Origin of the sequence: Ureibacillus sp. FSL K6-8385, assembly GCF_038593155.1 — a bacterium.
Lineage (GTDB): Bacteria > Bacillota > Bacilli > Bacillales_A > Planococcaceae > Ureibacillus > Ureibacillus terrenus.
Genome location: NZ_CP151968.1, coordinates 2,726,818 through 2,752,792 on the forward strand (window position 1 = coordinate 2,726,818; position 25,975 = coordinate 2,752,792).

General features: G+C 41.0%; 25 protein-coding genes and 1 pseudogene. 15 read left to right on the forward strand and 11 right to left on the reverse strand.

Annotation, left to right across the window (positions count from 1 at the left end; translation table 11 throughout):
- Positions 1-7 precede the first annotated feature (7 nt).
- From NST62_RS13590 to NST62_RS13610, 5 genes are all read left to right on the forward strand, one after another.
- On the forward strand, positions 8-1,417 hold the full coding sequence (locus NST62_RS13590) for a LysM peptidoglycan-binding domain-containing protein (RefSeq protein ID WP_141602103.1): 1,410 nt from the start codon (positions 8-10) through the stop codon (positions 1,415-1,417).
- A gap of 308 nt (positions 1,418-1,725) precedes the next feature.
- Positions 1,726-2,814, forward strand: coding sequence for a DUF1611 domain-containing protein (locus tag NST62_RS13595; RefSeq protein ID WP_342462981.1), 1,089 nt, complete (start codon positions 1,726-1,728; stop codon positions 2,812-2,814).
- A complete protein-coding gene (locus NST62_RS13600) occupies positions 2,811-3,956 on the forward strand; it encodes an alanine/ornithine racemase family PLP-dependent enzyme (RefSeq protein ID WP_246045840.1) in 1,146 nt (381 codons plus the stop codon). The genes NST62_RS13595 and NST62_RS13600 overlap by 4 nt, the downstream gene beginning before the upstream one ends.
- A 190-nt stretch (positions 3,957-4,146) precedes the next feature.
- On the forward strand, positions 4,147-4,314 hold the full coding sequence (locus NST62_RS13605) for a YfhD family protein (RefSeq protein ID WP_141602036.1): 168 nt from the start codon (positions 4,147-4,149) through the stop codon (positions 4,312-4,314).
- A gap of 107 nt (positions 4,315-4,421) precedes the next feature.
- The gene (locus NST62_RS13610) at positions 4,422-4,769 is read left to right on the forward strand and encodes a DUF5658 family protein (RefSeq protein ID WP_220125034.1); all 348 of its coding nucleotides are present in this window, start codon (positions 4,422-4,424) and stop codon (positions 4,767-4,769) included.
- On the opposite strand, the gene NST62_RS13615 is transcribed toward NST62_RS13610, so the two are convergent.
- The 5 genes from NST62_RS13615 to NST62_RS13635 form a co-directional block, all read right to left on the reverse strand.
- Positions 4,761-5,555 (reverse strand): nucleotidyltransferase domain-containing protein, encoded by a 795-nt coding sequence (locus tag NST62_RS13615; RefSeq protein ID WP_342462982.1) that lies wholly within the window; start codon positions 5,553-5,555, stop codon positions 4,761-4,763. The two genes, NST62_RS13610 and NST62_RS13615, sit on opposite strands and share 9 nt — an antisense overlap.
- A 56-nt stretch (positions 5,556-5,611) precedes the next feature.
- Positions 5,612-5,818, reverse strand: coding sequence for a DUF1540 domain-containing protein (locus tag NST62_RS13620; protein ID WP_141602039.1), 207 nt, complete (start codon positions 5,816-5,818; stop codon positions 5,612-5,614).
- A 165-nt stretch (positions 5,819-5,983) separates the two neighbouring features.
- Positions 5,984-6,706 (reverse strand): DNA/RNA nuclease SfsA, encoded by a 723-nt coding sequence (gene sfsA / locus NST62_RS13625; protein ID WP_141602040.1) that lies wholly within the window; start codon positions 6,704-6,706, stop codon positions 5,984-5,986.
- 105 nt (positions 6,707-6,811) lie between these two features.
- The gene (locus NST62_RS13630; protein ID WP_141602041.1) at positions 6,812-8,332 is read right to left on the reverse strand and encodes a malate:quinone oxidoreductase; all 1,521 of its coding nucleotides are present in this window, start codon (positions 8,330-8,332) and stop codon (positions 6,812-6,814) included.
- Positions 8,333-8,687: 355 nt separating this feature from the next.
- Positions 8,688-9,314 (reverse strand): CoA pyrophosphatase, encoded by a 627-nt coding sequence (locus NST62_RS13635; RefSeq protein ID WP_141602042.1) that lies wholly within the window; start codon positions 9,312-9,314, stop codon positions 8,688-8,690.
- Between the two features lie 294 nt (positions 9,315-9,608).
- Between NST62_RS13635 and ahpC the strand changes: the two genes are divergently transcribed.
- From ahpC to NST62_RS13650, 3 genes are all read left to right on the forward strand, one after another.
- On the forward strand, positions 9,609-10,172 hold the full coding sequence (gene ahpC, locus NST62_RS13640) for an alkyl hydroperoxide reductase subunit C (RefSeq protein ID WP_141602043.1): 564 nt from the start codon (positions 9,609-9,611) through the stop codon (positions 10,170-10,172).
- A gap of 14 nt (positions 10,173-10,186) precedes the next feature.
- Complete coding sequence (ahpF, locus tag NST62_RS13645) at positions 10,187-11,719, forward strand: alkyl hydroperoxide reductase subunit F (RefSeq protein WP_141602044.1); 1,533 nt, start codon at positions 10,187-10,189, stop codon at positions 11,717-11,719.
- A 249-nt stretch (positions 11,720-11,968) separates the two neighbouring features.
- Positions 11,969-12,295 carry a helix-turn-helix domain-containing protein gene (locus NST62_RS13650; protein WP_141602045.1) on the forward strand — a complete coding sequence of 109 codons (327 nt, stop codon included), beginning with the start codon at positions 11,969-11,971 and terminating at the stop codon, positions 12,293-12,295.
- A 56-nt stretch (positions 12,296-12,351) separates the two neighbouring features.
- Here NST62_RS13650 and NST62_RS13655 read toward each other — a convergent pair whose 3' ends face one another.
- A complete protein-coding gene (locus NST62_RS13655) occupies positions 12,352-12,852 on the reverse strand; it encodes an LURP-one-related family protein (RefSeq protein ID WP_141602046.1) in 501 nt (166 codons plus the stop codon).
- 297 nt (positions 12,853-13,149) lie between these two features.
- Here NST62_RS13655 and NST62_RS13660 point away from each other — a divergent pair, with 297 nt between their 5' ends.
- The 3 genes from NST62_RS13660 (at position 13,150) to NST62_RS13670 (ending at position 14,781) form a co-directional block, all read left to right on the forward strand.
- Positions 13,150-13,860 carry an AzlC family ABC transporter permease gene (locus NST62_RS13660; RefSeq protein ID WP_141602047.1) on the forward strand — a complete coding sequence of 237 codons (711 nt, stop codon included), beginning with the start codon at positions 13,150-13,152 and terminating at the stop codon, positions 13,858-13,860.
- The gene (locus tag NST62_RS13665; RefSeq protein ID WP_141602048.1) at positions 13,857-14,162 is read left to right on the forward strand and encodes an AzlD domain-containing protein; all 306 of its coding nucleotides are present in this window, start codon (positions 13,857-13,859) and stop codon (positions 14,160-14,162) included. Before NST62_RS13660 ends, NST62_RS13665 begins: the two co-directional genes overlap by 4 nt.
- Positions 14,163-14,394: 232 nt before the next feature.
- Positions 14,395-14,781: a cytochrome-c oxidase gene (locus NST62_RS13670; protein ID WP_141602049.1), complete on the forward strand. Its 387-nt coding sequence runs from the start codon at positions 14,395-14,397 to the stop codon at positions 14,779-14,781.
- A gap of 180 nt (positions 14,782-14,961) precedes the next feature.
- Here NST62_RS13670 and NST62_RS13675 read toward each other — a convergent pair whose 3' ends face one another.
- From NST62_RS13675 to NST62_RS13695, 5 genes and pseudogenes are all read right to left on the reverse strand, one after another.
- Complete coding sequence (locus NST62_RS13675; RefSeq protein WP_141602050.1) at positions 14,962-15,852, reverse strand: manganese catalase family protein; 891 nt, start codon at positions 15,850-15,852, stop codon at positions 14,962-14,964.
- A gap of 69 nt (positions 15,853-15,921) precedes the next feature.
- Positions 15,922-16,128: a YuzF family protein gene (locus NST62_RS13680; protein WP_141602051.1), complete on the reverse strand. Its 207-nt coding sequence runs from the start codon at positions 16,126-16,128 to the stop codon at positions 15,922-15,924.
- Between the two features lie 140 nt (positions 16,129-16,268).
- Positions 16,269-16,592 carry a DUF378 domain-containing protein gene (locus NST62_RS13685; RefSeq protein ID WP_328219987.1) on the reverse strand — a complete coding sequence of 108 codons (324 nt, stop codon included), beginning with the start codon at positions 16,590-16,592 and terminating at the stop codon, positions 16,269-16,271.
- 161 nt (positions 16,593-16,753) lie between these two features.
- Positions 16,754-20,182, reverse strand: coding sequence for a pyruvate carboxylase (gene pyc / locus NST62_RS13690; RefSeq protein WP_342462983.1), 3,429 nt, complete (start codon positions 20,180-20,182; stop codon positions 16,754-16,756).
- 71 nt (positions 20,183-20,253) lie between these two features.
- Positions 20,254-21,922 (reverse strand): annotated as a pseudogene (locus NST62_RS13695) (L-lactate permease).
- Between the two features lie 226 nt (positions 21,923-22,148).
- On the opposite strand from NST62_RS13695, the gene NST62_RS13700 reads away from it, so the two are divergent.
- From NST62_RS13700 to NST62_RS13715, 4 genes are all read left to right on the forward strand, one after another.
- Positions 22,149-22,868 (forward strand): FadR/GntR family transcriptional regulator, encoded by a 720-nt coding sequence (locus tag NST62_RS13700; RefSeq protein WP_141602055.1) that lies wholly within the window; start codon positions 22,149-22,151, stop codon positions 22,866-22,868.
- 131 nt (positions 22,869-22,999) lie between these two features.
- Positions 23,000-23,716 carry a (Fe-S)-binding protein gene (locus NST62_RS13705; RefSeq protein ID WP_342462984.1) on the forward strand — a complete coding sequence of 239 codons (717 nt, stop codon included), beginning with the start codon at positions 23,000-23,002 and terminating at the stop codon, positions 23,714-23,716.
- A 13-nt stretch (positions 23,717-23,729) separates the two neighbouring features.
- Positions 23,730-25,154, forward strand: a complete 1,425-nt coding sequence (locus NST62_RS13710; protein ID WP_141602057.1) for a LutB/LldF family L-lactate oxidation iron-sulfur protein — start codon at positions 23,730-23,732, stop codon at positions 25,152-25,154.
- The gene (locus NST62_RS13715; RefSeq protein WP_141602058.1) at positions 25,151-25,858 is read left to right on the forward strand and encodes a lactate utilization protein C; all 708 of its coding nucleotides are present in this window, start codon (positions 25,151-25,153) and stop codon (positions 25,856-25,858) included. Before NST62_RS13710 ends, NST62_RS13715 begins: the two co-directional genes overlap by 4 nt.
- Positions 25,859-25,975: the final 117 nt, after the last annotated feature.

The window sequence follows — 25,975 nt, forward strand, 5'->3', positions numbered from 1 at the left end:
CCTCCAACTGAGAATTCATGTAGTGCAGCACGATGACTCCATCTGGAAATTGGCGAATATGTACCATACAAGCATGAACGCCATCATTCAGCTGAACCAGCTTCCGAATCCAAATCAATTGCTTATTGGTCAAGCGTTGGTCATTCCGGATACGACAACTCCCCACATTATTCAATATGGAGATACCTTATGGAAACTGGCAAATACTTATGGGGTATCCGTCCAAGCTATCCAACAGGCGAATCCGTCCATAAATCCATACAATTTAATTCCTGGCACCATCCTATACATTCCGCCCCGGTTGCATATGGTGCAGCCAGGAGAATCCCTTTGGTATATCGCCGCTCTATACGGAACAACCATCGAAGCCATTTTGAAACAAAACGGCATCCGAAATCCTGATATGATCTATCCTGGAATGATGCTCGTCGTCCCGAGACAAAAGCCATCTATTGAAGTCAACGCCTACTCTTATCAGCAAGATGCAGCCGGTGCGAAATCCGTCAATGAAGTCGGGAGCCTGCTGACATATTTCACTCCTTTCGCTTACATGATTAAAGAGGATGCCACATTGGTTCCTTTTGCGGATGAATTAATGCTCAGGGCCGCAAATGCTCAACGGGCAACCCCGATGATGTCCATCAATAATTTTACTTCGACAAGCACCGGTTCCAACTTGGCACATCTCATTTTATCCAATCAGGACTTAAGGGAAAAATTGATCAACAATTGTTTGCAAGTGATGGAAGAAAAAGGATATAAAGGGTTGAACATCGATTTTGAATATGTGCTGCCGGAAGATCGGGAAAACTATAATGCATTTTTGCAACAAGCAACCGACCGCTTGCATGAAAAGGGGTACTTCATTTCAACAGCGGTTGCGCCAAAGACGAGCGGAGAACAGGAAGGGCTGCTTTATACCGCCCATGACTATGAAGCCCATGGGCGTATTGTGGATTTTGTCATTTTAATGACTTACGAATGGGGATGGAGAGGGGCTGCGCCGCAAGCGATTTCACCAATTCATCAAATGCGGCGGGTAGTGGAATATGCGGTGTCCGTCATTCCCCGGGAAAAAATATATTTAGGTTTTCAGATATATGCAAGGGACTGGAAAATCCCGCACATTCAAGGTGCATCTGCCGATACCTACAGCCCACAGGAAGCAATCCGCCGCGCAACACGCTACAAATCTCAAATTTATTATGATGAGATCGCCCAGTCGCCATATTTCCGCTATGTGGATGAAAACGGCCAAGCCCATGAAGTATGGTTTGAAGATGCAAGAAGCGCTGTCGCGAAATTTCTTTTGGCCATCGAATTCAACTTGCGGGGAATCAGTTACTGGGCCTTGGGATACCCGTTCCCTCAAAACTGGGCATTGTTGGGGGATTATTTTGATATCCGCAAATTTTGATGAGCATTCTAAAATTGGCAGTACAAACATATATAATTGTTTGTGCTGCTATTTTTATGGGCTGCGTCAAATCATGAATTTTCAAAAAGTATACCTACTAAAAATACAAAAGTTACAAAATTTCTAAACTTTTTAGCTAAAAAAAGGAAATTTTCATGAATTTTGTTTCTAATTTTTGCGTAAAAAAATTAATAACCCTATAATAAAAAATAAATTAACGAAATAATTAAAAAATTAACGACGGATTTACGAATCTCTAACATCTGAAGAAATGATCTTGGGTATCTTCGAAAGATGGAGGGGTGAATATGAAGAAGAAAAAAGCAATTGTCTATTGCGAGGGTCAATTTGGCTCCATGGATGGAAAAACCGCGAACGGCCTTATTCGAGATCCTGGATATTACGATATCGTCGCTGTGATTGACAGTACAAAAAGCGGACTTGATTCTGGGGAATATCTCGATGGAGTCAAAAACGGTATTCCTTTATGCAAAAACCTCGAAGAAGCTTTATCGATTTCCGATGAAAAACCAACACATTTTATCCTCGGAATTGCCCCCGGTGATGCCTTTTTAAAAGATCAAGAAAGATCTGTCATATTTGAAGCCATGAAAGCCGGTTTAAATATCATTAATCCACTTCAAGAATTCCTTACTGAAGATGAAGAGATGATGAATGCCGCCAAAAATTACAATGTAACGATTCGCGATATCCGAAAACCGAAACCGAAAAAAGAATGGACGTTATTTACAGGCGGAATATTAAAAATCGATACACCTATCATTGCAGTATTAGGTACTGACAGCGCATGCGGAAAACGTACAACCGCGAAAATCCTCGAAAAGGGCTTCAGAAAGCGCGGTTATAATCCTGTCTTTATTGCTACCGGACAAACCGGTCTGATTCAAGGTGCGGAATACGGTTTTGCTATGGATGCCTTCCCGCTCCAATATTTGATCGGGGAATTGGAAAGGGAAATATTGAGAGCGCAAAAAAATGAAAATCCGGACATTATTATCGTGGAAGGTCAAGGTGCGGTCAGCCATCCAGCCTATATCAGTTCATGCGGTATTTTAAGAGGTGCAAGACCTAAGGCAATCATCTTGCAACATCCTCCGAAACGGAAAATGTTGGGCGATTTCCCGTTTATTCCAATGCCGGATGTGCAAGAAGAAATCGACTTAATTGAACATTTCGGAAAAACAAAAGTGATCGCCATCACAATAAACCATGAGAATATGACAGATGAAGAAATTGATCAAACCATCGAGGAATACGAAGAAAAATATCACTTGCCTGTTAGCGATGTGTTAAAAAAAGGGGAAGACAAAATCATCGATGCAATCATTGATTTCTTCCCGTCTTTAAAAGCAAAAGAAAAGGTCGTGAGCTCATGATGAAACTGAAACCGTTGCCTCGAATTGAAATCAATCTTGATAAAATTCAACACAACGCTAAGATATTAAAATATTTATGCGAATCGAAGGGCGTGGGAGTGACAGGGGTCGTAAAAGGAGTCTGCGCCGATTTGCAAATCGTCAATGCTTTTGTCCAGGCAGGAATCACCAGACTGGCCGTATCCAAAACGATTCATTTGGAAAAATTAAAAAAGGCAAAAATCAATGCAACCTTAATTTTGCTTCGAACACCTGGCCTTTCGGAAGTCCACAATGTCGTGAAATATGCGGATATCAGCATGAACTCTGAAATTGAGGTAATACGTGCCCTTTCAAACGAAGCCATCAAACAAGGAAAAATCCATAAGATTATGATTATGGTAGAAATGGGAGATCTTCGCGAAGGGGTTATGCCAAAGGATCTGCCAGAATTTATCAGTGAAGTCATGGAACTCCCAGGAATCGAAATTGCCGGTATCGGAACAAACTTTGCTTGTTTTGGAGGCGTATTGCCGACAGAGGATAAAATGAGGGAATTCTCAACCCTTGTAGAGCAAATCAGAAAGCAATTTTCTTTGGAACTTCCGATTGTCTCCGGCGGAAACTCCGCGAATCTAAAATGGCTATTTGAAACGAAAAATACCGGTGCCATTAACGATATACGCCTTGGAGAATCGATTCTGTTGGGAAGGGAAACTGCAGAAGGCGGAATCATACCGAATCTTTATCAAGACACATTTAAATTTGTTGCGGAAGTCATCGAAGTAAAACAAAAACCTTCTGCCCCCTATGGCTTTCGAGGCAAAAACGGTTTTGGCGAATCGATTGAATTCCAAGACCATGGATGGATGAACCATATCCTTGTCGGCGTTGGAAGGCAAGATGTGTTTGTCCCAGGATTAGTGCCTATGAAACCTTTAAAAATCCTTGGGGCAACAAGTGACCATATCGTAATAGATGGAAAAAATATCCATTTGAAAGTAGGAGATGAGGTTACTTTTACTCCAAACTATGCAGCTATTCTTTCGTTGATGACATCTCCGTACATTCATAAAACATATATACAATTCAAAGGAAGCAAATCTGAAAAACAAGGAAATGTTTACAGTATTTACAAACAACGAATTATACCCCGACAATAGTCGCACTTGGGATGCCGCCTTTCGGATGCGGCATCCCGTTTATTTTTCCTCCAAAACAAGCATGTCTTATTAAAATAAACTTTATTTATTATATTATTCCATTCCCTCCTGCAATTAATCCTGTTCCGATTGTGATAAAAAAGATGCATCTTCCCATATTAAAATTACCTGGACAAAAAGGAGGGATACCATGGGAAGAGATAACCAGCCCCAAAAAAATTCAAAGAATGCCCACTCTTTTCCGCAGACACCGAAGCAACAAATGATCCCAGCCCATCGTGTGAATGAAGAATTTTCACGCGAACTTTCAGAATTGGAAAAATTAGTATTGAAAAGAAGAGCAAAAATAAAAAAATAATATCATGCTTTTTGTGGAATTCTCAACAAAACACAGGAAAGGGAATTCCACTTTTTTTAAATTTTTCATAAAATGGATATACTGATCAAAAACGTTTGAGGAAGTGGATGATGAAGGGTATCAGTTGTTTGATGGTTTTTGGATTGATCATCGCCATTCTAAATATGTTTGATGGACTGGCTACTAATTATGGATTAACAAACCATTATATCGAGGAAGTTAATCCTGTTATGCGGCTTATAGCCGAAATAAGCCCGGCCTTGTTTATAGGAGTTAAACTTTCCCTTTCTCTGCTCATTTTGATCGTTTCGTATCTTGTTTATAAAAGCGGCAACTGCAGCAGCAAAAGCCTCTTTCAAAAGTTTTTTCTTTATTCTTTGGTTGGTGTAACGGCCCTCTATGCCGGGGTTTTTTGTCTTCATATTTATTGGTTATCCATCTCCGGATCATTTTAAGTATGCAACAAAATTTTCCTTCCACACGTCTATTAGTGTTTCCCGAAACAGTTTATTTAATTTGGCAGTCGGATCTTTCTTCCCGGCATTCATAAGCTTCACCGTATCGCTAAGCCAATCCAGCTCCTTCCGGATATATTCATTTAATACCGGATCCGGCTGCATGCTTTTCCGCTCATCACCGTGAATTTTGGCGGCCGCTAATTGTTCCAGTTCGTTGCCCAATTGGCTGTCCAACTTCACACGTTCCAGCAATTCACGAAAGTCCACCGGCGGAATTTCATTGAATTGCACAATCCATTTACTTGCCAGCAATGAACGGAAAGCATATAGGTAATTTTTCAGTTTTGCCTCTTTACCATGAAGGGATGCATAATTCTTTTTTGCAATTTGTATGTAATGGGAGAGCACCGATTTTGGATGAAAAACATCTTTTTCCAATCGCCGTAATTTGGCAATAAATTGATCGTGCTCCACATATACCGCCTTGCTTCTTATCCATTCTAAAATGGCAGGGTTGCTTTTCCGGAAAAGTCTCAATGCTTTCGTGATTTCCCAACCGCTTATATCCAATTGATCGCTGATCGGCAATTCAATGACATCCCGCCGATGCGGGTCGATGGAAAGATACCAATCCAAAGGATGTATATAAACAAACCTGACATCGTAATCACTTTCTCTGAATGCAAGCCCCCATGCCCTGCTGCCGGATTCGACCGCAAATAGCACTTTTACCTGATAAGTTTGTTCAATTTCTTTTAATTTTGTGCGGATTTTCTCTTCCATATCAATCAACTCCTTAAAAAAAATGGGGACTATATGATGAGTCCCCATAAATCAATTCAGCGTTTCGGTCTGAACGTCTTGCAGCACGTTTCTTCAGAAGTTTTCGCTTTCTCCTCAACTTCTCGGAAGTCGATTTCTGAACCAAACTCGGAAGACCGGTCTTTTGAATCCGTATCAATCAGTATTTTCTCTGCGCCGCAAATATTCCCTTTCCTGTGGAAATAACAATTGGAGACGGTACAATTGACTTCTACATTCGGCATAGCAATCCTCCTTCGTTGAAATAAAATGAGAAAAGGCATGACCTTTCTCAATAAGTATTTTGTACACTCTGCAAGTCGTTTATTTTCTTTAATTACTAGGTTGAAAGTAAATTATTGACACCGGAGTATTTAGTAAAAAAACTATGGAGGAAATCGCCATATCCTTCAATGATCGCTTTTTTGATTGCCATGCCGTTGATTGGTTAACTCCACGGGAATCTTTCGGCCAATATCCATGCCACAGCTGCTCACTTTTGTTTCATAAGCCAAAATTTCCACCCCGTGTCTTGAAGCTTGCACCAATGCATCCGCAAAATCGGGGTCTGTATAGCGATTGGGAGCAAAGCATCTGCAGCCTTCCATTTGGATGATAAATAACAAAATTCCTTTATAGCCTTCTTTCCCCGCTTTCACCAGCTCCCATATATGTTTTGTGCCCCTCGATGTGGGAGCATCCGGAAAGAGGGCAATCCCATTTTTTTCTAATGTTACGCCTTTTACTTCAATAAATCCTTTCTCGCTTTTTGTTTCAAAATAGAAATCAAACCGTGAATCATGATATTTCACTTCTTTTTTCAATAATTGAATTTGTTTCAATTCGGCAATTCTTCCTTCCCGAATCGCTTCATATGCCACTGCATTGGGTGCTTGGGAATCAATGTTGACCCACCGTCCATCTTTTTTTACCGCAATCAGGGAATATTTCGTTTTCCGATTTGGTTGATGGCTTTCTTCCAAAATCACCTCCGCCCCCTGCAGCAATAATTCCCTTAAACGGCCTGTGTTTTTGACATGAACCCGTTCTTTTTGTCCGTTCAAATACACTTCGGCTACAAATCTGTTTAATCGTTGGGAAAATGTCCCTTTTTTCAAATGATGGTAGATCATTCAATTTCACATCCAAATTCTTTTCCAAGGTTAATCTAATAAAAAATGTACCAGAATTCCTTGATGGAATCTGGTACTAAACATGTTTCATCATCTATTCATGTTTTATGATTGGATTGTTTCCAATTCTTTTTGAATATTTTCTTTTCCTAAACCTAAAATTTCATCTGTGAAATCTTGAACTTTTCTGAATAAATCAGGGTTGTCCAACAATTTTTGGCCATAGGATGGAATCATTTCTTTAATTTTTCCTTCCCATTTTTTCATTTCTTCTGGGAAGCAGCGGTTGATCACATCAAGCATTACTTTTACTGCTGTAGAAGCGCCTGGTGAAGCACCCAACAACGCTGCAACTGTACCATCGGATGAAGTGATTACTTCCGTACCGAATTGTAATGTACCTTTGCCGCCTGTTTCAGTATCTTTGATTACTTGCACACGTTGACCGGCAATAATGATTTCCCAATCTTCGCTTTTTGCTGTTGGAACGAATTCGCGCAATTCGTTGATGCGCTGTTCTTTTGTTAACAGCAATTGTCCGATTAAATATTTTGTCAACGGAACATTTTTCGCACCGCAAGCAAGCAATGTAACGATGTTGTTCGGCTTGATGGATGCAAATAAATCCATGTAAGAACCTGTTTTCAAGAACTTAGGCGAGAATCCCGCAAATGGTCCGAACAATAGAGATTTTTGTCCATCAATATAACGGGTATCCAAATGCGGAACAGACATTGGAGGCGCTCCAACTTTTGCTTTACCATATACTTTGGCATGATGCTTTTTAATCACTTCAGGATTTTTGCATACCAAGAATAGACCGCTTACAGGAAAGCCGCCAATGTGCTTGCTTTCAGGGATTCCTGTATCTTGAAGCAGATGCAAGCTTCCTCCGCCCGCACCGATAAAGACGAAGTCAGCAGTGACATATTTCATCTTAATGCCATCTAAATCGTGAACTTTAAGTTCCCAACGGTTGTCTTTTGTGCGTTTAATCCCTTCTACCATATGATTATAGTATACATTTACGCCTTGGTTTTGCAGATGCTGAACTAAGATGCGCGTTAATGCCCCGAAGTTCACGTCCGTACCTGAATCAATTTTTGTAGCTGCAATCGGCTCTTTAATTTCACGTTGTTCCATCATCAAAGGAATCCATTCTTTTAATTTTTCCGGATCATCCGTGAACTCCATGCCTTCGAACAGATGTAATTTTGAAAGCGCTTCAAAGCGTTTTTTCAAGAAGGCAACATCTTTTTCCCCTGTAACGAAACTCAAATGAGGCAATGGCATAACAAATTCTTTAGGATCTTTGATCAAATTATTTTTTACAAGGTAAGCCCAGAATTGTTTAGAGATTTGGAACTGTTCATTTACGTTGATCGCTTTGGAAATATCGATGGAGCCGTCAGGTTTTTCCACTGTGTAGTTGAGTTCGCACAATGCAGCGTGTCCTGTACCCGCATTGTTCCATTCATTGGAACTTTCTTCGCCTGCTTTATCCAATTTTTCGTAAATCGTGATCTCCCAGTCCGGAGCAAGCTCTTTTAGTAACGTTCCCAAAGTTGCACTCATGATTCCGGCACCGATTAATACGACATTCTTTTTAGTTTGACTGCTACTCATTTTATAACCATCCTTATCTCCCCTATTTTTTCAAAAAGTGTGAAGACTTAAAAAAGTCAACACCTTTTTGGACATGCATATTAACCTTATTATAGTATAACACTTTTAATTTGAGATTTAAATATTATATCTATGCTCCAGAAAGTGAAATTCTGCATGAACAGACAAAATTTTTTGTTCAACATTTACCTGAATACGAAAATTCTTTCTTTAATAATTTAGAAATATTATTTACTGATTTGAGGCAAATATAAGTTTGTTAATTAACGAAATATTTGGAAATTTCCAGTTTTAATTATGTCAATATAACATTCCTCCCTTCATCTGAATGGTAAAAAGAACTAAGTTACTTATTTCACATTTCCTTTTTAAGTATCTCAATAAAATATTTTAAAATTCTGGCAGTTAACCCCCAAATCGTATACTGCCGGTAATCATAAAACCACTCTTCTATTTCTCTCATTCTCCACTGGTATTCCTTCCCGTTCACAATTTTTTCATAAGGAAAATCCTTTGGAGGAATAAATTTTATTTTTACTAAATGAGAATACGGCTCGTAATTGAGAAGCCACTTGATCGGGACGGTAAAAATCTCTTCCACTTCTTCCTTATTATAAGGAAGACGAAGAATGTCATCCTTTAGCGCTGCAACATAGGGATAAATAACAAAAGAAGGAGAAGTGACGAGAGGACTTAATTCGCCTATTACATGAATCTTTCTCCGATCAATACCCAATTCCTCATGGGTTTCTCTCAAAGCCGCTTCTAACGGGGATTCGTCTGTTTCATCGACCCTGCCTCCCGGAAAGCTGATGTCCCCGGGCTGCTTTCTCAAGCTGAATGAACGGACCTCAAAAAGAATGTGCCATTCCCCATTGACTTGAACAATCGGCAACAGTACGGCTGAACGATAGGCTTCTTCTTCGCCGATAAACCGAAATCGTTGTTCCCCCAGCTTTTTCTTTAATTGTTCCAAAAACATGAAATCTCCCTTTCTCCCCCATTCACTAGGTTTTCAACGTGATTATAGGCCGCAATTTGAGGTGGTGCTTGTTTCTTGTATTGCCTTTTTGTTTCTTCTAAAATAGATATTGGAAATGTTTAGCTATTATGTATATTATTATATTTGCCTCTTTTGCGTATATATTTTTGTCAAAAATAAAGACTATACTTGAATTATTTTGCTTATTCCGTTTGACAAATGGCCGCATGTATATGATAATAAGTTCTAGGTAATAATTATTACAAATAAAACATAAAACTGGAGGTAGAGAGTATGTCATTAATCGGTAAACAAGTTCAACCTTTCACATGCCAAGCTTACAGAAACGGCGAATTCGTTACTGTAACGGAAGAAGATTTCAAAGGTAAATGGTCTGTTGTATGCTTCTATCCTGCAGACTTCACATTCGTTTGCCCAACAGAATTGGAAGACCTTCAAGAACAATATCCAAAATTAAAAGAACTTGGCGTTGAAGTATATTCTGTTTCAACTGACACTCACTTCACACACAAAGCATGGCATGATACTTCAGAAGCGATCAGTAAAATCACTTATACAATGATCGGCGACCCAGCACACGTTCTTTCAACACAATTTGAAGTATTAAGAGAAGGCGAAGGCGTTGCTGACCGCGGTACATTCATTATCGACCCAGACGGCGTAATCCAAGCTGTTGAAATTAACGCTGACGGCATTGGCCGCGATGCAAGCACTCTCATCGACAAAATCAGAGCTGCACAATATGTACGCAACAATCCTGGCGAAGTATGCCCTGCGAAATGGAAAGAAACTGGTAAAACTCTTAAACCAAGCCTTGACCTTGTTGGTAAAATTTAAGGAGACGATTCAGCATGGCATTAGATGCAGATATAAAAGCCCAATTAAACCAGTACTTGCAATTGCTTGAAAATGATATTGTCATTAAAGTAAGCGCAGGTACTGACGAGGTTTCCAAAGAGATGCTGGCTCTAATTGATGAGCTGGCATCCATGACTCCAAAAATTAAAGTCGAAAAAGCCGAACTGAAAAGAACACCTAGCTTCAGTGTAAACCGTGTCGGAGAAGATACCGGCATCGTGTTTGCAGGTGTTCCGTTGGGCCATGAATTCACTTCATTAGTATTGGCTTTGCTCCAAGTAAGCGGCCGTCCTCCAAAAGTTGACCAAAAAATCATTGATCAAATTAAATCCATCAAAGAAGAATACCACTTCGAAACATATGTCAGCCTTACTTGCCACAACTGCCCGGACGTTGTACAGGCACTTAATATCATGAGCGTGCTAAATCCAAATATCACGCATACCATGATTGACGGTGCTGTGTACAAAGAAGAGGTTGAAAGCAAAAATATTTTGGCAGTGCCAACAGTTTATTTGAATGGCGAACCTTTTGCGAGCGGCCGTATGCAGATTGAGGAAATTCTTGACAAACTTGGACAAGGAGCTGCGGTTGAAGAACTGTCGAACAAAGAGCCGTTTGATGTTTTAGTGATCGGCGGTGGTCCGGCGGGAGCCAGCGCAGCAATTTATGCAGCCCGCAAAGGAATCCGTACAGGTATTGTGGCAGAACGTTTCGGCGGCCAAATTCTTGATACATTGACAATTGAAAACTTCATCAGTGTAAAAGAAACGGAAGGTCCGAAACTTGCCAAAGCCCTTGAGGAACATGTCAAAGAATATCCTGTTGATATCATGAATTTGCAACGGGCAAAACACCTCGAAAAGAAAGATGGCATGATTGAAGTAGAACTTGAAAATGGTGCCGTTTTAAAAAGTAAAACTGTCATCGTTGCAACAGGTGCCCGCTGGCGCAACATTAACGTTCCTGGCGAACAAGAATTCAAAAATAAAGGTGTTGCATACTGCCCTCACTGTGATGGACCATTATTTGCCGGAAAAGATGTTGCAGTAATTGGAGGAGGCAACTCCGGAGTCGAAGCGGCAATCGATCTTGCCGGAATTGTCAACCATGTCACATTGCTTGAATTCAATGATCACTTAAAAGCGGACGAAATCTTGCAAGAACGTCTCAATAAGCTTCCAAATGTGACAGTTATCACAAACGCAGCTACAAAAGAAATCACGGGTACGGACAAAGTAAATGGCCTTACTTATGTCGACCGGGCAACTGGGGAAGAAAAACACATTGAATTAGCCGGTGTATTCGTTCAAATCGGCCTCGTTCCGAATACAGAATGGTTGAGAGGTACGCTTGAACTCAACCAAATCGGCGAAATCATTGTTGACAAAAAAGGTGCGACTTCAATTCCTGGCGTATTTGCGGCAGGAGACTGCACAGACAGCCCATACAACCAAATCATCATTTCCATGGGCTCAGGCGCAATTGCCGCATTGAGCGCATTCGACTACCTCATTCGAAATTGAATATTGCACACTTGGCCCTAAAAGAAGTTCATCTTTTGGGGCCAATATTTTTTGAAGCCGCACTTCTTGTCTAAATGATATAGGCTTTATATAAATTCACATAACATTTTACATATAAATTGAAATTTTAAAAATACTATTTTTTTATTTTATATTGGTTACTTTAAGTAATGGAGTTTATTTATATTACTTGTTTTGTTATTAACAAGAATTTTTTGATAGAATACATGTGAAAGAGGTGTTTCATAAATGAATCAGCCAGCGATTTGTCCAAAGTTTGAAAAAGCCGTATCCATCATCAGCCAAAGATGGACTGCTCTCGTCATATATGAATTGCTTTCCGGACCCAAACGCTTCAGCGAAATTCAATCTGCAATCGGCATCAGCGGAAAAGTGTTATCCGACCGGTTAAAAGAATTGGAACAGATGGACATTATCGACCGCAAAGTCATTCCTGCCACACCAGTCATGATCGAATATTCGTTAACTGAAAAAGGGCGTGCAATGGAGCCGATATTGAAATCGATCGAAGAATGGTCTCAACAATGGATTTCCGTCGATTCAACTCAATCGTAAATGAAAAGGCATTAGTAAAAGAATTACTAATGTCTTTTCATTCCGGAAAATTCCTTTTAGACGGAAGTGCTGGCCGCGGCTGCGGTACTTTGATCATCTTTCACACAGTCTATGGCAATAACAAGCGCAATAATGATTGTTTCCATTTCTTCATTTAAAATTTCTACTTTGTAACTATCCCCCCAAGTAAACCACTCTTTGCTTACTTGGCCAATTTTTTCGCCATTTTGGAACACTTCGAAAGTCATATCCCACCAATTGCCGCGCACTTCGATTCCTTCAGCGTCAATGGTATATCGGGAGCGGAAGAAAGTGAATTCCTTTTTGATGGTGATCACCTGTTTTCCTTCCATTACAACGGTAAACTTCGGCAAAAAGGCGAATACTTTTTTTGTAATAACCGCCACTTCCCGACCTTGCATGTTATAAATCGTAAAGGTTTTTGGTATTTTTAAGAAACTCCCCTCTACATAATACACATCGTTTCCATGCTCGTCTCTCACCTTAAACTTATCAGTGAGGCTAAGAAGCTTCTGTTTGATAAAAAGCTGTTTCATCAATGATGCATTCCTTTCAAATCAGCTCATACAAAGTCTCAACCATCCCTTAAGACAATTTTCGGATGATAAAATCGATAAAATATCGGCCAGTTATAGTCAATGTATTATAGTCGATGCAATCGTACGGGCAATCGGAGGATCCACATTCTTCATCACCAATTGTCGGAAGGCTTTATACATTACCATCTCAGGAACCATTATAAACATTAGTTTTACTAATAGTTATCCATTTGTTAGAATCTTTTCTAACAAAATGCTAACGAAATGCTAACGAAATGCAATGGAGGATAAGAGATGGAGACAAATATAGCAGCATGGAAAAAAGGCGTGAAAACGGGCATCCCGGTTGCCTTCGGTTATTTTGCGGTTTCTTTTTCCTTCGGTATTCTTTGTAAAAAGGCAGGACTAAATCCCTTTGAAGCGGTATTGATGTCGGCAACGAATTTAACTTCCGCAGGCCAGTTTGCCGGACTTTCGATGATCACGGCAATGGCAACGTTGATTGAAATCGTCCTTGCACAGCTCATCATTAACTCCAGATATTTTTTAATGTCCTTTTCGCTATCTCAAAAGATTCCAACCGATACACCCATTTATCATCGATTACTATTATCTTATGGGATTACCGACGAGATTTTTGGAGTTTCGATTGCTCAGCCGGGAAAATTGAATCCGTATTTTATGTATGGAGTGATGACTGCGGCGGTTCCAGGCTGGACATTAGGGACGCTTTTCGGGGTGGCTTCGGGCAATATTTTTCCCGAAAGGATTACGAGCGCTTTGAGCATTGCCCTTTATGGAATGCTTCTTGCAGTGATTATTCCGCCTGCCAAAAAGAATAAAGCGATTGCCGGCATGATTGTTGTATCGATGCTGTTCAGCTCTCTTTTTGCAATCATCCCTGTTTTAAAAAACATTTCATCTGCAGTGAAAATCATTGTCCTCACCGTAGTCATTGCAGGGTGCGCAGCCTTCTTCTTCCCCCTTAAGGAGGATGAGGCATGAATCAAACAATTTGTTATATTTTAATCATGGCTCTCGTTACATATTTCATTCGTGTTTTGCCATTAACCCTTGTGCGAAAGGAAATAAAAAATATTTATATCCGTTCCTTTTTGCACTATGTCCCTTATGTGACATTGGCTGTCATGATTTTTCCCGGCATTTTAGATTCCACATCTTCTCCCTGGTCTGCGCTCGTCGGTTTCATTGTCGCCATAATCGCCGCTTATTCCGGAAGAAGTGTCGTTACGGTGGCGTTGCTTACGTGTGGAGCCGTATTCATCACTGAATGGTTTTTATATTAAGATATGGGGGAACCCTCTTCCCCCAAAACCTCATAAATTTACTAACCGCCCAATTACTTCTTAACATTTTTTCCCCGGAAATTCCCCAAAGAAAAAACCTCATTATTCATTCATAATTCGCGCCATTCCGCATTATTATGGAATAAGGAAAAATAAAGGGGGAATAAAAAGCTTCGAGTAAAAGGTTCGCACATCGTTAGAAAGGGCATGCGAAAAACAAAGGGGTGTATTCATGAAAGGAGCCATTTGGATCCGGCTTGCTGCGCTTTATCTGATTATCGGGGTTCTCGTCGGTTTGTTCATGTCCTACACATTGGATCTCCAGTGGGATTCTGCACATGCTCATGTAAACTTAGTCGGATTTGCATCGACGGCACTTTTTGGAGTTATTTATAGCGTTTATCCAAAAGCAGCAGTCAACTCAACAGGAAAAGTACATTTTTGGCTCCATAATTTAGGAATCCCTATTTTCCTTATCAGCGCCTTTTTAGTTCAGGTTGACAATCTTCTTGATGCTGCACATATTCTCACGTATATCGGCGGCGGAGCTTTCTTCTTGGGAACACTCTTCTTTGCATACAACGCCTTCCAATATATAAATGATTCTAGTACAAAGTAAAAAATAAAGTGGAAAGGTATGCAAACGAATGGATGATGTTTGCATACCTTTTTCATATTAAGCCGCTTTCCCTGTTAGTGCAATGGGACCATTCATCAGCCATCTTTATAGTGTTTCAAAATGCCATCGATTTCCATAAAAAAGCCGTCCCCGAGCGGAACGGCCTTTTCTTTTGCAGCACTACAGATTGCTTTGAAGCCGTTTTAAAATACGTTGATAATCGTCCCTGTCGATTCCAGGAGCAAATTCCTCCGGCAACTCAGGAAGATCCGGGACAGGTGCGCCTTCAGGAGTTCCGTGAATCACTTTTAACTGTTCACCCGTTTCAGGATTTTTCCCTTTCCAAATTTGGTTGATATCCCGATAATCCTCCTCGCCCCATGTATACAACACATTAAATAAACCCTGTTCGATAAACGGTTTTGCATAGTCAAATTTGCTGTTGTCTAAGCTCGGAACCGGGAGCATTTTCGTCACATCCACGCCCGTTGCCATTTCAATGGCTTTGGCATAAGCAATAATGTGCGTGCCTCCCCGGACGAGCAAATAGCCGATCATTGTCAACGCCGTCGGGTGGGTTGTCATCTCATACACCCGCATTTTGTGGGTTCTTGCACCAATTTCCAACATAAAATTGAAAAGAAGATCTGCTACGAGGTTGCCTGTGTTTGTAACAAATTCACCGGTCCATGGTCTTCCCATTGAATCTCCTGGATAAGCGGTTTGAGCGGTTGACGTAAAGTGGAGGGAATAACGGGCATCTTTTCCGTTTTGAAGCGGGGCTGTGTCAGGTCCTGATGGAACAGTATTTCCTGTGGAGAGAAGATTGATGGCTGTCGATACTAATTCAACATGGCCAAATTCTTCTGCCGTAATACTTGCTACTAAATCATGAAAGGGTTTGAGCTTCTTTTTGCCCCGGAAATTAAAGGATTGGAACATATAATTATTTAACGTGGACATTTCACCATATTTTCCGCCAAGCAGTTCTTGCACAGCCGCTGCCGCATTCATATCGCCGTGTTCCGGAATCGGCAATTCAACGAGAATTTTGTTCACACGTTTAAACATTAATGGATTTGCCTCCATCCTTAGATTTTAACCATTTGTATCATATGCCGGACGAAGCTTGCATTATGCCTATTTGATTGGCTGAATCCAGATAATTTGCTCTGTTCTTACATAAAATGGCGATCCGCCCATTTGCACGACAATATGATCCGGCATAACCGTTTTTAAAACTCCCCTTAAACTGCCACGAATGGTTTGAACAGCAATAGATTGATTTTGAAGTCCTTTCAAAGTTTCATAGACATACGGATCACTGAGCTTCCAGTTTCCATTCATCTTTCAACACCCCTTTTTACAAGTCCATTGCAATATATGCAATGTCGGCGAAAAATGTGCCGTTGTCTATGTTTTTGGATGCTTACAAAAATAGTGCAGTACTCTGCAATTTTCCTTGCAAAGTACTGCACCGAGGCAATTTATTGTTCATTCTCTTTAGATCGCTTTAAGGAAGAGAGATCTTCCTCTTCGCCAAATTCTGTTCTGTAGCTTATCTGATTTTGTTTTGGCTGGCTGCCGGAACTCGTTGTCTCTTGCCGATTCAATTCATCCCAAGGCTCAAACAAGAGCGTTAAGCAAAATAATCCGCTCAAGCCTACCAAGCCATAGATAATGCGTGAGACAACGGAATCTTGCCCTCCAAATAAAGTGGCAACTAAATCAAAATTAAAAAATCCAATGAGTCCCCAATTGATAGCTCCGATAATGGCCAGTACCAGAGCAATTCTTTGCAAAACTTTCATTACCATACCTCCTTACATTTTTATCTTTTCTATTAAAGGAGGATTTCATGCAACAATATTGGGATTTTTTCAATTTTCTAAATTCCAAATTATTCCATAAACTTTATGAGCCAGCAAGTCGACATCCTTGCTGACTTAAATCATCTTCTTTTTATTGTTGATTATTCAATTTCAATTAATAGGTCGCCTGTAGAAATGGAATCTCCCTCTTTGACGTAAATTTCTTTTACCACACCGTCTTTTGGCGCTTGCACAGTTGTCTCCATCTTCATGGCTTCTGTAATCAATAAATGGTCGCCCCGTTTGACAGGACTGCCTTTAGATACTACCACTTTCAGTATGGTACCCGGCATCGTTGCACCGATTTGATTTGGATTGGATGGATCCGCTTTGATGGCTTTATTACCCTTTACCTCCACCGTCATATCTTGTACGATAATTTCCCGAGGTTGGCCATTAATTTCAAAGTAAATCACCCGTGTACCATCATGTTGCGGCTCCCCAATGGACACTAATTTAATAATCAATGTTTTTCCTTTTTCAATTTCTACTTCAATTTCTTCGCCCAGGCGTAAACCGTATAGGAATGTCGGCGTATCCAATACAGAAATGTCACCATATTGGTCACGCACTTTTGCGTATTCTTCAAATACTTTTGGATACAGTGCATAGGCGATTAAATCTTTCTCAGTCGGTTTGAATCCAACTTTTTCTTCCAGCTCAACAGCAAGTTTACTAAAATCAACCGGATCAAGCAGTTCACCGGGACGCACTTTAATTGGCTTGCGATCTTTTAGTATGAGCTTTTGCAATTTTTCTGGGAATCCGCCATAAGGCTGTCCCAGATAACCTTGGAAAAATTCTATGACGGAATCTGGGAAGTCAAGCATTTCCCCTCGTTCAAAAATATTTTCTTCATCTAAATCATTTTGCACCATAAAGAGGGCCATATCGCCAACAACTTTTGAAGATGGCGTTACTTTTACAATATCGCCAAACATTAAATTGACGCGGGAATACATTTTCTTCACTTGCTCCCATCGATCTCCAAGCCCAACAGCTTTTGCTTGTTGCTGCAAGTTGCTGTATTGTCCGCCAGGCATTTCATGTACATACACTTCTGAATGAGGGGCATTCATACCGCTTTCGAAATCCACATAATATTTGCGCACATCCGCCCAATAGTATGACAGTTTTTCAAGGGATTCAATATCCGCTTTGACTTGCCGTTTTTCGCCGCTTAAAGCATAGTAAAGCGAATTGGCGCTTGGCTGGGAAGTTAAACCGGCCATGGAACCTAATGCCGTATCAATGATATCAACTCCGGCTTCAATGGCTTTCGCATAAACGAAAATACCATTTCCGCTTGTATCATGGGTATGAAGATGAATTGGCAAATCGGTTGTTTCCTTCAATTCGGAAATTAAACGGTAAGCGGCATTTGGTTTGAGCAGACCTGCCATATCTTTAATGGCTAAAATGTGCGCGCCGGCTTGTTCTAATTGTTTGGCCATTTCCTTGTAATATTGCACCGTATATTTTGCTCTTCCATCATCTAAAATATCGCCCGTATAGCAAATAGCCGCTTCTGCCACTTTTCCATTGAGGCGAACTTCATCGATGGCCACTTCCATCGCTTTTACCCAGTTCAATGAATCGAAAATGCGGAATACATCAATACCGGACTGAGCGGATAATTTAATAAATTCGCGGATGACGTTATCCGGATAGTTGGAATACCCTACCGCATTGCTTCCTCTAAATAACATTTGGAATAGGATATTCGGAATTTTTTTGCGCAATCTTTCCAACCGATCCCAAGGGTCTTCTTTTAAAAAGCGATACGCAACATCGAAAGTTGCACCCCCCCACATTTCAAGGGAGAAGAAATCGTTCATCAATTGGCTTGTGGCATGGGCAATTTCAAACATATCTTTTGAACGGACGCGTGTGGCAAGGAGCGATTGGTGGGCATCCCGGAATGTTGTATCAGTAAGCAATACATCATCCTGGGCTTTAATCCATTGGATCAGTCCATCCACTCCTTGTTCATCCAAAATTTGTTTTGTTCCGGATACCTTTTTTTCAGGTACAGTCGGAATATTGGGCTGAACGAAGATTGGTTTTGGCCGTTTTTCGATTCCCGGGAAGCCGTTCAATGTAACATTTCCGATATAGCTTAACAGTTTGGTTGCCCGGTCTTTCCGCCCTTTGAATTCAAATAATTCAGGTGTTGTATCAATAAAGCTTGTATCAAATTGGCCGGTTAGAAATTTCTCATGGTTTACAACATTTTCTAAAAACGGAATATTGGTTTTCACACCTCGAATACGGAACTCCCGCAAATTGCGATCCATTTTCTGTGCTGCTTCTTCAAAAGTTCTTCCCCAAGTAGATAGTTTCACAAGCAATGAATCATAGTGAGGAGTAACAACCGCGCCTTGGAAACCGTTCCCTGCATCTAAACGGACACCGAAACCACCGGATGATCGATACACTATAATTTTTCCTGTATCCGGCATAAAATGGTTTTTCGGATCTTCTGTTGTAATCCGTGATTGAATGGCATATCCAAATAAAGGAATCTTTTCTTGCTCAGGAATCTGAATTGCTTTACTATGTAGCCCATGACCTTCCGCAATTTTGATTTGTGCCTGAACAATATCAATCCCTGTAATCATTTCCGTAATGGTATGTTCCACTTGAATGCGCGGGTTTACCTCAATAAAGTAAAAATTATCGCCCGTTACTAAAAACTCCACTGTTCCCGCACTCACATACCCCACGTTTTTCATCAATTTCACGGCCGCTTCGCAAATGCGGCGGCGCAAATCTTCTGAAAGGGATATGGACGGCGCAATCTCCACCACTTTTTGATGGCGGCGTTGGATCGAGCAATCCCGTTCATATAAATGCACGATATTGCCCTCTATGTCGCCTAGAATTTGAACCTCTATATGTTTTGGTTTCACAATGGCTTTTTCCACGTAAACCTCATCGGAACCAAAGGCCGCTTTTGCTTCGGATTTGGCCCGTTCATAAGCCTCTTTTAAATCGCTTGCCTTTTCCACAAGGCGCATTCCCCTGCCTCCACCACCAAGAGCCGCTTTAATCATGATTGGATAGCCGTATGTATCCGCAAACTGTTCAACTTCTTCCAAACTTTTCACCGGCCCATCTGTGCCCGGAATGACGGGAATTCCTGCAGCGATGGCTTGTTCGCGAGCCTTTACTTTATCTCCAAACATGCTTAAATGTTTTGATTTTGGGCCAATGAAGATGATCCCTTCTTCTTCGCAACGGCGAGCAAACTCTACATTTTCCGATAAAAAGCCATATCCCGGGTGAATTGCATCCACATCCGCTTCTTTAGCTATTCTTAAAATCCCTTCGATATCTAAATAAGCATCAATCGGTTTTTTTCCTTTGCCCACCAAATAAGATTCATCCGCTTTAAAACGATGGATGGCACCACTATCTTCATAGGAATAAATGGCGACCGTTTTGATCTTCAATTCGGTACATGCGCGAAAAATGCGGATGGCAATTTCACCTCGGTTTGCCACCAAAATTTTCTCTATTTTTTTCATAAGTTCTCCCCCATTTCTTCAAATTGCAAGCATCAATATCTTTTCAGACTATACTGTCAGGATTTCAGAACTTACGGAATCATCCATGTGAGTACGGTGCTTTGTAAAAATGTAATGATACAAACGCTTAGGAGAAGGATTAAACTGTATTTTAAAGCGAATTTTAATAGCTCCGATTCTCTTCCTATCAATCCAACCGCCGCTGCGGCTACAGCCAATGTTTGCGGCGAAATCATTTTTCCTGTAACCCCGCCCGAGGTATTGGCTGCCAACGCAAGAACCGGATCCATTCCAATCGAATCGGCGGTTACTTGTTGCAGTTTGGCAAACAGTACGTTTGAAGAAGTGTCGGAACCTGTTACAAATACACCAATCCAACCAAGTACCGGCGAGAAGAACGGGAACAAGTCTCCCGTTTTTGCTAACACTAATCCCAAAGTCGTCATCATTCCGGCTGTATTTGCCACATATGCGTAACCGACTACACAGCAAATCGTAAGCAATGGGAATTTTATTTCATTGATGGTTTCCACGAAGGTTTTTCCCCATTTTCCCCAGGAAACTTTTAATAGAAATTTGGAAATGATTGCGGCAAGTAAAATGGCTGTCCCCGCGGCACCTAATAACTCAAATTTATAAACCGCCGCAATTTCCTTGCCGGTCGAACCATCAATGACGACATTGTGTAAAAACGGCACTTCCGGATAGAACGTGAACGCACTCCCAACTTTATTGACAATCGTTAAAAATGCGTTCCCCCCTTCATATGTACCTAATAACACCTTTTTGAAAGACGGAATTCCCCAAGCAGAGATAAATAGCGTTAGTACAATAAACGGAGACCAGGCCCTTAAAATTTGTCCACCAGAATAATGATTTTTTGTATCCTCCACTTGGCGATCCGTTTCAAAACGATAAATTTTTTTTTGGCTGCCAGAAGCGCAAGAAAATCGTCAAAGCGATCAATGAAACCAATGATGAAACGATATCCGGCAATTCCGCACCTAAATAGTTGGAACTCAAATATTGTGCCACCGCGAATGAAATTCCTGATATCAAAATGGCCGGTAATACTTCCAAAGCCCTTTTAAAACCGACCATAATGACAACTAATACAAATGGAATAAATACAGCGATGAGCGGCAATTGCCGTCCAACCATCTTCGATATTTCCAAAGCAGGGATTCCTGTGATCCCTTCCATTACCGTAATCGGCACCCCGATTGCGCCAAATGCCACCGGAGCTGTATTCGCAATTAAACAGAGACCCGCCGCCTGCAATGGTTTAAATCCCAACCCAACAAGCAACGCTGCAGTGATTGCAACGGGAGCGCCAAATCCTGCCGCGCCTTCCAAAAACGCTCCAAAAGAAAAAGCTATCAAAATTGCCTGAATACGCCTGTCCGCTGTAATTGATAACACCGACGAACGAATCACATTAAAATGTCCTGTTTTTACAGTCAAGTTATATAAAAATACCGATGTAATAATGATCCAACCAATCGGAATAATTCCGTATACAGCGCCTTGTGATGCAGAAGCCATCGCTGTAGTCACTGGCACTTTAAATGCTATGACCGCAATAGCAACGGCTATCATCAGAGTGGTCAGCCCCGCCATATAACCTTTCATTTTTTTGATCGCAAGAGCCCAAAAAAAATATAAAATTGGAATAGTTGCAACTAGTGCTGTCCATCCTAAACTGTTACCGACGGCTGTAAAATTTTGTGTAAATGTCATTCTTTTTCCCCCAATACTTGTTTATATTATCCCCCATCAAATCATCTGATGACCTTATGACGTAGATTATAAATTGAATTTTTATAAAATTCAATGTTATTTTACTTAAACGACAATTTTTTCTGCGCTTTGCAAAGTCTTTGTAATAGTGGAGATTTTTCTATGTTCTTTATGTATAATGAACATAATAATCCGTGGATTTCACACAACGAACGAGGTGGACCATTTGAAACTTGCAAAAGTGAAAACAAAAAAAATTTATGAAGAAGTTTGCGAAATACTTTATGAAAAAATCCGTTCCGGCGAATTAAAACCGGGCGATCGATTAGATTCTGTCGAATATTTGGCGGAGCAATTACAGGTAAGCAGATCCGCTGTCCGTGAAGCATTGGCCGCTTTGAAAGCAATGGGGCTCATTGAAGTGAAGCAGGGATCCGGCACTTTTGTAAAAGATTTTCCCAAACAAAAGCTGGACTTTCCACTGTCCACTGCCATCCTTAACCATAAAGAAAACGTTCCCCATTTGCTGGAATTAAGAAAAATCATCGAAGTCGGCACTGCTAGAAGCGCCGCAAAAAACAGAACAAAAGAAGATATTGAGATCTTAGAGGGGATTCTCGAGAAAATGAAAGAAGTGCAAGGGGATGAAGAACTTGGTGAAAAGGTGGATTTTGAATTCCATATGGCTATCGCAAATGCTTCCCATAATCCACTATTGCCGAATTTATTAAACCAGGTTTCCGGCCTCACGATTGAATTGATGAGGGAAACAAGGAGAATTTGGCTGTTTTCGAAACAGACCACCCTCGAACAACTTTATGATGAACATATGCAGATTTTTTTGGCTATCAAACAGCAAAATCCTGAACTTGCAGAACTGGCCATGTATTCCCATTTGAATAACGTAGAAAAAATTTTAATGAAATATTTCGATATGGCAGAATAAGGCAAAGTGCAGAAGTTTATCCGACTTCTGCCCTTTTTATGTTTTGTATTATCAAAAAATTATAGTAGAATTTAAAAAAATATGATAGCATTTTAGTCATCTGATGACCTGTTGATTTGGAGGGATTCATAATGAAAGTCTCATTATTTGTGACATGCCTTGTCGATATGTTTCAAGGAAATGTAGGAAAGGCGTCTGTGGAACTTCTTGAACGGCTTGGTTGTGAAATCGATTTCCCAACATCACAAGTTTGCTGCGGACAGCCGGCTTATAACAGCGGGTATGTAGTAGAGTCAAAAGGTTCAATGAAAAATATGATTAAAGCATTTGAACATGCGGAATATGTTGTAACGCCATCCGGTTCCTGCGCATATATGTTCAAAGAATATCCGCATATTTTTAAAGGGGATCCGGAATGGGAACAAAAGGCTCAATGTTTAGCAGATAAAACCTTTGAATTGACCGACTTTATTGTAAACGTTTTAAAAATTGAAAATGTCGGAGCCCGATTAAAAGGCAAAGCCACTTATCATACATCATGCCATATGACGAGACTTTTAGGAGTCAAAGATGCACCCATCCGATTACTCAAAAATGTTGAAGGGCTGGAATATGTTGAACTTCTAGGAAAAGAACGCTGCTGTGGATTTGGCGGTACATTCTCTGTGAAAATGGGGAATATTTCCGGAGAAATGGTGGATGAAAAAGTGCGAAATATCGAAGAAACAGGAGCGGATATTTTAGTTGGTGCGGATGCCGGTTGCCTCATGAATATCGGAGGGCGAATCAGCCGCACTGGAAAACCGATTCGCGTCATGCATATTGCAGAAGTATTAAATAGTCGCTGAGGGGGGATTTATGATGGCTATGAAAACAAGTGATGAACAATTCAAAGAACGTGTGGAGAAAAACTTAAACGATAGCTTTATGCGCGGCGCCATTTCCGCTGCACAAGCCCGGTTCCAAACCCGCCGGCAAGCCCGCGTAGAAGAATTAGGGAACTGGGAAGAATGGCGGGCCCATGGAGAAGAAATTCGAAAACACGTTCTAGAAAATTTAGATGCCTATCTTTATGAATTGAGCGAAAATGTGGAAAAACGGGGCGGCCATGTATTTTTCGCTAAAACGAAAGAAGAGGCTTCGGATTATATAAAAAACATCGCCACCCAAAAACAGGCGAAAAAAATCGTCAAATCCAAATCGATGGTAACGGAAGAAATCAATTTAAATGCTGAGCTGGAAGAAATTGGCTGCAAAGTGGTGGAAACCGATCTTGCGGAGTTCATTCTGCAATTAAATGACCACGAACCACCTTCACATATCATTGTGCCGTCATTGCATAAAAACCGCCGCCAAATACGGGAAATCTTTGCAAAAGCGGGCTATGACAAATCGGAGCAGCCTGAAGAAATGGCGCTTTTTGCCCGCAAAACATTGCGCCAGGAATATTTAACGGCAGATATCGGCATTACCGGCTGCAACTTTGCCATTGCGGAAAGCGGCACAGTGACGCTTGTTACAAACGAAGGAAATGCCGACCTTGTATCGGCCTTGCCAAAAACCCAAATCGTTGTGATGGGAATGGAACGAATCGTGCCGACTTTTGAGGAAATGGAAGTGCTTGTCAGTTTATTAACACGCAGCTCGGTCGGCCAGCGATTAACAAGCTATGTCACATTGCTGACAGGCCCTAAAGGAGAATACGAAACGGACGGCCCTGAAGAATTCCACTTAGTCATTGTAGATAATGGACGTTCGAAGATTTTAGGAAGCGAATTCCAGCCGATACTTCAATGTATCCGCTGCGCAGCGTGCGTCAATGTTTGCCCGGTATATCGCCATGTAGGAGGCCACACTTACGGGTCCATTTATTCCGGTCCGATTGGTGCTGTTTTATCGCCGCTCCTTGGAGGATATGAAGATTTCAAAGAATTGCCGTATGCTTCAAGCCTTTGCGGTGCTTGTACAGAGGTGTGCCCTGTAAAAATCCCGTTGCATCAATTATTGCATTTGCATCGCCAAAAAATTGTGGAACAGGAAGGGAAGGCGCCGATTTCAGAACGTCTAATCATGAAAGCGTTTGGGCTGGGGGCATCCTCTTCGCCGCTCTTTAATGTGGCAGCCAAAGTCGCTTCACCAATCATGTCTCCTTTTGCAAGAGATGACAAAATCACAAGCGGACCAGGGCCACTAAAAGCATGGACGGAAGTGCGGGATTTCCCTGCCCCAAATAAAGAAAGCTTCCGCCATTGGATGAAGCAGCGCCAGAAAGGGGAGAAATCATGACCATTCAAAATCGCGATGAATTTCTAAATCAAATTGCCAAAAGCCTCGGCCGCCCTGTCAAAACCAAAGTGGAACGTCCGGTTTGGAAGCACGCTCCGCAGCTTGAAGTATTAAAAAATGCGTCTCAAGATGAACTGGTGGAAGTATTGAAACAACAGTGCCAAAATATTCATACAACCTTTGTCCAAACGGATACTGCCAATTTGCCGAATGTGCTTCAACAAGTGGTAACGGATTTCGGCGGAGAGTCGGTCATCACGTGGAATGATGAACGATTTGAAAAATTCGGCGTCAAAAAATTGATGGAAATTTGGCCTGAAACAGGCATAAAGGTTTATGAATGGAATCCTGATACGCCGAAAGAAAACATACGGCAAGCGGAACAGGCAAACATCGGTATTACTATCAGCGAAATGACATTGGCCGAATCTGCAACGGCCATGCTGTGCAGCCATCCGAAACGGGGACGCGCCATGAACTTTCTGCCGCAAAACATGATCGTGCTGATCCCAAAAAGCACCATTGTGCCAAGAATGACGCAGGCTGCCCAAAAAATCCATCAGCAAATTGAAAAGGGGCAACAACTGCCGTCTTGCATTTTATTTATGTCAGGGCCAAGCAATTCTGCCGATATTGAATCTGTCTTAATTGTTGGGGTCCATGGACCGGTTAACGCAACGTACATTGTAATCGAAGATCAATAAATGTTTGTTTTCCCATCTTACAAAAGTCGTAATGATGTACAATCAACATCTTGCGACTTTTTTTGCATATGAATTTTTAAGCACGCTTTTATCTTTGCTTATGAAAAATCTTGCCTA